The organism is Thiolapillus sp., assembly GCF_048562965.1.
GTDB classification, from domain to species: domain Bacteria; phylum Pseudomonadota; class Gammaproteobacteria; order Chromatiales; family Chromatiaceae; genus Thiolapillus; species Thiolapillus brandeum_A.
The window spans coordinates 1-6,221 of the sequence record NZ_JBHNMF010000180.1; the positions used below are offsets into that span (position 1 = coordinate 1).

4 protein-coding genes are annotated in these 6,221 nt (G+C 57.9%); all 4 read left to right on the forward strand.

The features are described from left to right. Window positions 1–303: 303 nt before the first annotated feature. On the forward strand, window positions 304–1,407 hold the full coding sequence (locus tag ACOCD2_RS10540; RefSeq protein ID WP_293647426.1) for a PilT/PilU family type 4a pilus ATPase: 1,104 nt from the start codon (window positions 304–306) through the stop codon (window positions 1,405–1,407). A gap of 12 nt (window positions 1,408–1,419) precedes the next feature. Next, the gene (gene uvrD, locus ACOCD2_RS10545; protein ID WP_293647424.1) at window positions 1,420–3,585 is read left to right on the forward strand and encodes a DNA helicase II; all 2,166 of its coding nucleotides are present in this window, start codon (window positions 1,420–1,422) and stop codon (window positions 3,583–3,585) included. A 206-nt stretch (window positions 3,586–3,791) separates the two neighbouring features. After that, a complete protein-coding gene (locus tag ACOCD2_RS10550; RefSeq protein ID WP_293647422.1) occupies window positions 3,792–4,871 on the forward strand; it encodes a TRAP transporter substrate-binding protein in 1,080 nt (359 codons plus the stop codon). Beyond that, the gene (hemW, locus tag ACOCD2_RS10555; RefSeq protein WP_293647420.1) at window positions 4,868–6,016 is read left to right on the forward strand and encodes a radical SAM family heme chaperone HemW; all 1,149 of its coding nucleotides are present in this window, start codon (window positions 4,868–4,870) and stop codon (window positions 6,014–6,016) included. The genes ACOCD2_RS10550 and hemW overlap by 4 nt, the downstream gene beginning before the upstream one ends. Window positions 6,017–6,221: the final 205 nt, after the last annotated feature.

A 6,221-nucleotide genomic window follows, 5' to 3' on the forward strand; every position in this document is an offset into this window, starting at 1 on the left:
AATGACGCGCCTTCGGTGGCATCAGACATGTCCATCGATTTCTCCTGTGTCGTGAAATTTCAGGAGAAAGTCTGCACAGGGTCAGGTGGGGAAAACAGGTGTGGATTCTTGGGCGCTTACGGTTGAACAATATCTGGGTTCAGCCTCACTGAGTTAAGTAAGCTCTGAATATGCCCGTCCTGGACTTCCCAGAGCGAGCTGCAGCGCAAACGCGGTTTGCGCGTTGCTTCAAAATCAACGGCTTGCGCCGTCGATTGATCCGGGTGCTGACTGGAACTTTAATAAATCCCTGGCAGAGAGAATATGCCTGAAATAAATGATTTTCTGAGACTCATGATCAAAAACGAGGCATCGGACCTGTTTTTTTCGGCGGGAACCCCCCTGCACATGAAGATCGACGGGGTACTTTCCGTGGTGAATGACAAGCTGCTGGGAGGAAAAGGCATTGCGGCACTGGCGGACAGCATCATGAGTCCCCGGCAGCGCAAGGCTTTCGGGGAACGTCCGGAAATGAACCTGAGCCTGCAAATGGAGGGTTACGGGCGTTTCCGGGTGAATATCTTTCGCCAGCGCGGCGAGGTAGCCATGGTGATCCGCTATCTGACAGACAAGATTCCTTCCATCGCCGAGCTCAACCTGCCACCCGTGCTGGAAGAGCTGGTGATGAAACCCCGGGGACTGATCCTGGCGGTGGGCGCCACCGGCGCGGGCAAATCCACCACGCTGGCTACCATGATCGACCACCGCAACAAGCACAGCCGCAGCCATATCCTGACCATCGAAGACCCGGTGGAATACGTGCATCACTACCAGAAATCCGTGGTCAATCAGCGTGAGGTTGGCATCGATACTGACAGCTACGAAGATGCCCTGATGAACGCCATGCGCGAGGCACCGGATGTGATTCTCATCGGCGAGATCCGCGAACGTTCCACCATGCAGCATGCTATCGCCTATGCGGAAAACGGCCATCTGTGTCTGTCCACCCTGCACGGCAGCAATGCCAGTCATGTGCTGGAGCGCATCGTGACTTTCTTTCCCAAGGATATGCACGCGCAGCTGTTCATGGATCTGGCACACAATCTGGCGGCCATCATTTCCCAGCGCCTCGTGCGTGACAACGAAGGCAAACGCGTTCCTGCGGTGGAAGTGATGATGATCACACCCCTGATCCGTGACCTGATCTCCAAAGGCAAGATCGACGAGATTCGCGAGGCCATGGAACGAAGCAGTGAGTCCGGTATGCAGACCTTCGATCAGTCGCTATATCACTTGTACAAGGAAGGTCGCATCACAGAAGAAAAAGCCATGGAGAATGCCGAATCCCAGTCCAATCTGGGGGTGAAAATCCGCCTGGACAAGGGTGAGAGTGAAGCCGAGCTGGACGCCGCTCTGGACAGCAACTGATACAATCGTTTCATGGATGTTTCCTCAATACTCGATGGCCTGAATGCCGCTCAGCGGGATGCCGTTTCCGCGCCGCCCTGCTCCACCCTGGTGCTGGCGGGCGCCGGTTCCGGCAAGACCCGGGTGCTGGTGCACCGTATCGCCTGGCTGATTCAGGTGGAAGGCGTATCCCCCTGGGGTATCCTGGCTGTGACCTTCACCAACAAGGCCGCCCGCGAGATGCGTCACCGCATCGAGGAACTGCTGGGGTTTCCCGCCGGCGGCATGTGGGTAGGCACTTTTCACGGCCTGGCCCATCGCCTACTGCGAGCCCACTGGGAAGAGGCCAATCTGCCCAAGGGCTTTCAGATTCTCGATTCCGACGATCAGCTCAGAATGGTCAAACGGGTGATCCGCGAGCTGAATCTGGATGATGCCAAGTGGCCACCGCGCCAGGCCCAGTGGTTTATCAATGAACAGAAAGACGAAGGTCGCCGCCCCAAGAACCTGGAAGATGGCGGCGACCTGTGGCGGCGCCAGATGATCCGCATCTACACGGCTTATCAGGCCGCCTGCGAGCGCGCCGGTGCGGTGGATTTTGCCGAACTGCTGCTGCGCGCCCAGGAACTCTGGCGTGACCGGCCGGACGTGCTGCAGCATTACCAGGAGCGTTTCCAGCATGTCCTGGTGGACGAGTTTCAGGACACCAACAGCATTCAGTACGCCTGGCTGCGCCTGCTGGCAGGGGACCGGGACAACCTGTTCGTGGTGGGGGATGACGACCAGTCCATCTACGGCTGGCGGGGCGCCCGGGTGGAGAACATCCAGGATTTTCCCAGGCATTTCCCCAATGCCCAGCTGGTGAAGCTGGAGCAGAATTACCGCTCCAGCGGCAACATCCTGCGTGGTGCCAATGCCGTCATCACCAACAACCCCGAGCGTCTGGGCAAGGAGCTGTGGACCGAGGACGGCGACGGCGAGCCGATCCGTATCTACGCAGGTTTCAACGAGGTGGACGAGGCGCGCTTCGTGGTGGAACGTATCCGCGCCTTTATCGACGACGGTCATCTGCGCGCCGAGGCGGCTATCCTCTACCGCACCACAGCCCAGTCGCGGGTGTTCGAGGAGGCCTTGTTACAGGCGGGCATTCCCTACCGGGTCTATGGCGGTCTGCGCTTCTTCGAAAGGGCCGAGATCAAGGATGCGCTGGCGTACCTGCGGCAGCTCTCCAATCCCCATGACGATGCGGCCTTCGAGCGTGCGGTGAACCAGCCGCCGCGGGGCATTGGCGCCAAGACCTTGGATGCCTTGCGCGCCCATGCTCGGGATTTCAACTGCTCGATGTGGCAGGCCTGTGAAGACCTGCTGCGCGGTGGTGGCATGACGCCCCGGGCATCGAAGGCTCTGCAGGGCTATCTGGATCTGATCCATGAGCTGCGTGCCGCTACGGCGGCCTTGCCACTGTGGGAAAAAGCCGAGCACGTGATTCATCACAGCCGACTGCCCGAACATTTCAGGAAGTCGCGGGACGGCAAGGGCCAGGACCGTATCGAGAACCTGGAAGAACTGGTCAATGCCACCCGCCAGTTCCAGCCTGCACCCGAGGAAGTCGAGGACATGTCGGAGCTGGATGCGTTCCTGTCGCACGCGGCCCTCGAAGCCGGTGACAATCAGGCGGAAGAATACGAGGACAGCGTACAGCTCATGACCCTGCATTCCGCCAAGGGGTTGGAATTTCCCCTAGTGTTTCTGGTGGGTGTGGAAGAGGGACTGTTCCCGCACAGCATGTCGGCGGAAGATCCTGCACGGCTGGAAGAGGAAAGGCGCCTGTGCTACGTGGGCATGACCCGCGCCATGCAGCAGCTTTATTTGTGTTATGCCGAGAACCGGCGGCTCCATGGCCGGGAATCCTATCCCCTGCCTTCGCGTTTCCTGCGGGAGATACCGACGGAGGTGACGGAAGAGGTGCGGGCCCGTCCGGCGATTGCACGTCCCTACAGCGCCCGCGGAGGATCGCTGAATGATGCCAGGGAAAGCACAGGGTTCGATCTGGGACAGCGGGTATCTCATCCCAAATTTGGCGAAGGGGTGGTACTCAATGCGGAAGGCCAGGGCAGCAGCGCCCGGGTACAGGTGAATTTTGAAGCGGTTGGCAGCAAGTGGCTGGTAGTCAGCTATGCCAACCTGCAACGGCTGTGAACCGGAATGTGTGGATCGGGCTTCAGCGCGATATTAAACAGCAACCTGACTGGCTTACTTCACATGGCCGAGGTAGCGGACTGATGTCTGACCTGCAGTATTTCCCTGTATGTCAGGCTTCAGCCTGACATAAGCGGTTTCCCAGGTTGATATGATAATGTGCCATCGGCAACGGCGTTTGCACAATCGAATTGATGAGGTGAATTATGGATCGTAGAAAATTTCTCAAAACCACGGGTGCCGCCCTGGCCGTGAGCGGTGCTTCGGCAACCGGCTTGGCCCACGCGGGCAAGACCATCAAGTGGAAGATGGTCACCACCTGGCCGAAGAATTTTCCCGGCCTGGGTACGGGCGCCAACAACCTGGCGAGATTGATCACGGAAATGTCCGGCGGGCGGCTCAAGGTCAAGGTGTACGGTGCCAAGGAACTGGTGCCGGCTTTCGAGGTGTTCGATGCGGTGTCCCGGGGTACGGCGGAAATGGGCCATGCCTCAGCCTACTACTGGAAGGGCAAGGTGCCTGAGGCCCAGTTTTTCTCCACCATGCCTTTTGGCATGACCGCCAATGAGATGAATGGCTGGATCTATTACGGCGGCGGGCGGCAGCTCTGGGACGAGACCTACAAGCCCTTCGGCGTCATCGGCCGGCCGGCGGGCAACACCGGTGTGCAGATGGGGGGCTGGTTCAACAAGGAGATCAACTCCCTGGCGGACATGAAGGGTCTGAAAATGCGTATTCCCGGCCTGGGCGGCGAGGTGCTCAAGCGCCTGGGCGGCACCCCGGTGAATCTGCCCGGTGGCGAGCTGTTCACCGCCCTGACCTCCGGCACCATCGACGCCACCGAGTGGGTGGGACCCTACAACGACCTGGCCTTCGGCCTGTACAAGGCGGCCAAGTATTACTATTACCCCGGTTTCCACGAGCCGGGCACCATTCTCGAGGCACTGATCAACCGCAAGGCCTTCGAAGCCCTGCCCAAGGATCTGCAGGCCATCGTGGAAAACGCCTGCAAGGTTGTCAACCAGGACATGCTGGCGGAATACAGCGCGCGCAATCCCGGCGCCCTGGAGCAGCTGGTGAACAAGCATCACGTACAGCTACGTGCCTATCCCGACGATGTACTGGGTCAGCTGCGCAAAGTGTCCGCCGAGGTGGCGGCAGAGCTCGCGGCTCAAAACAAGGCAGCGAAAAAAATCTATGACAGTTATGTGGCCTTCCTGGATGCCTCGAAGAAATACAGCCGCATATCGGATCTGGCCTATCTGAAAGCACGGGATGCCGGATGACAGCTCCCGAGCCGGGGGATGTGCCGCTCTCTTTATATGTGCACATTCCCTGGTGCGTGCGGAAATGCCCGTACTGCGACTTCAACTCCCATGCTCTGAAGGAAGTGCTGCCTGAGCAGGACTATGTGCAGGCATTGCTGACAGGCCTGCGGCAGCAGCAGGAACTGGCTGCTGGCCGTGAGATCACCAGTGTTTTTATCGGTGGCGGCACACCCAGCCTGTTCAGTGGTGCGGCCATTGCCAAGTTGCTGCAGGGCATCCGGAATCAGCTGGTGTTGGCGAAAGACATCGAAATCACGCTGGAAGCCAATCCAGGGGCCGTGGACGCGGGGCATTTTGCCGAATATCGTGCTGCTGGAGTCAACCGCCTGTCCATCGGAGTGCAGAGTTTCAATGCTGTACACCTGCATTCGCTGGGCAGGATCCATGATCCTGGACAGGCCCTGCAGGCGTTCCGGCTTGCTAGGTCTGCCGGTTTCAGAAACATCAATATCGACCTCATGTTCGGACTGCCGCAGCAGACCCCGGAGCAGGCCCTGGCAGATCTGCAGCAGGCTGCCAGGCTGGCTCCGGAGCATATTTCCTGGTACCAGCTCACTTTCGAGCCCAATACTCTTTTTTATCATCAGCCGCCTCCCACGCCGGATGACGAGCAGCTCTGGGAAATACAACAACAAGGGCAAGGATTTTTACGGAATATGGGCTATGCTCAATACGAGGTTTCTGCCTTTTCGCAAAAAAATGGGCAATGCCGGCACAATCTCAATTACTGGATGTTTGGGGATTACCTCGCCATTGGTGCCGGTGCACATGCCAAGGTGAGTACCGAAAAGGGAGTGATCCGCTATGCCCGGGAACGTCATCCCCAGACCTATATGCTGAGTCCGGGTGCCAGAATCAGCAGGCGGCAGCTGGAAGATGATGATTTGAAACTGGAATTCATGATGAATGCCCTGCGGCTGACAGAAGGTGTCGATGTGGATCTGTTTGGAAAGCGTACCGGTATGGCTGCAGCATCGATCGCCGAGTCTGTGGATCGGGCGCGTCAGTTGGGCTTGCTGGAAAAAGGTGCCGACCGCTTTCAGCCAACCTCCCGGGGGCAGATGTTTCTCAATGACTTGCTGGTATTGTTTGACAAGAGATGATCGCTTGTACCGCCGGATACGCCAGTATCGGGTGTATTTTGAAAAGGTTTCTGGTCGTCCATGAAAATTGAAGGTGTTTCTTATGAACTAGTTCCCGTCTATAAATGCCAAGTCATTGAAATTCAATTGAAAAACCGAAAAAAGACGATGAGAAATCCGGTGCAGGATGGTACAATTATGATCTAAAGCATTGATACATAAGAAA

Bases quoted from the DNA above. Each gene is read 5' to 3' on its own strand.
- uvrD (WP_293647424.1), top strand. From the start codon at position 1,420: ATGGATGTTTCCTCAATACTCGATGGCCTGAATGCCGCTCAGCGGGAT.
- ACOCD2_RS10550 (WP_293647422.1), top strand. From the start codon at position 3,792: ATGGATCGTAGAAAATTTCTCAAAACCACGGGTGCCGCCCTGGCCGTG.
- hemW (WP_293647420.1), top strand. From the start codon at position 4,868: ATGACAGCTCCCGAGCCGGGGGATGTGCCGCTCTCTTTATATGTGCAC.
- ACOCD2_RS10540 (WP_293647426.1), top strand. From the start codon at position 304: ATGCCTGAAATAAATGATTTTCTGAGACTCATGATCAAAAACGAGGCA.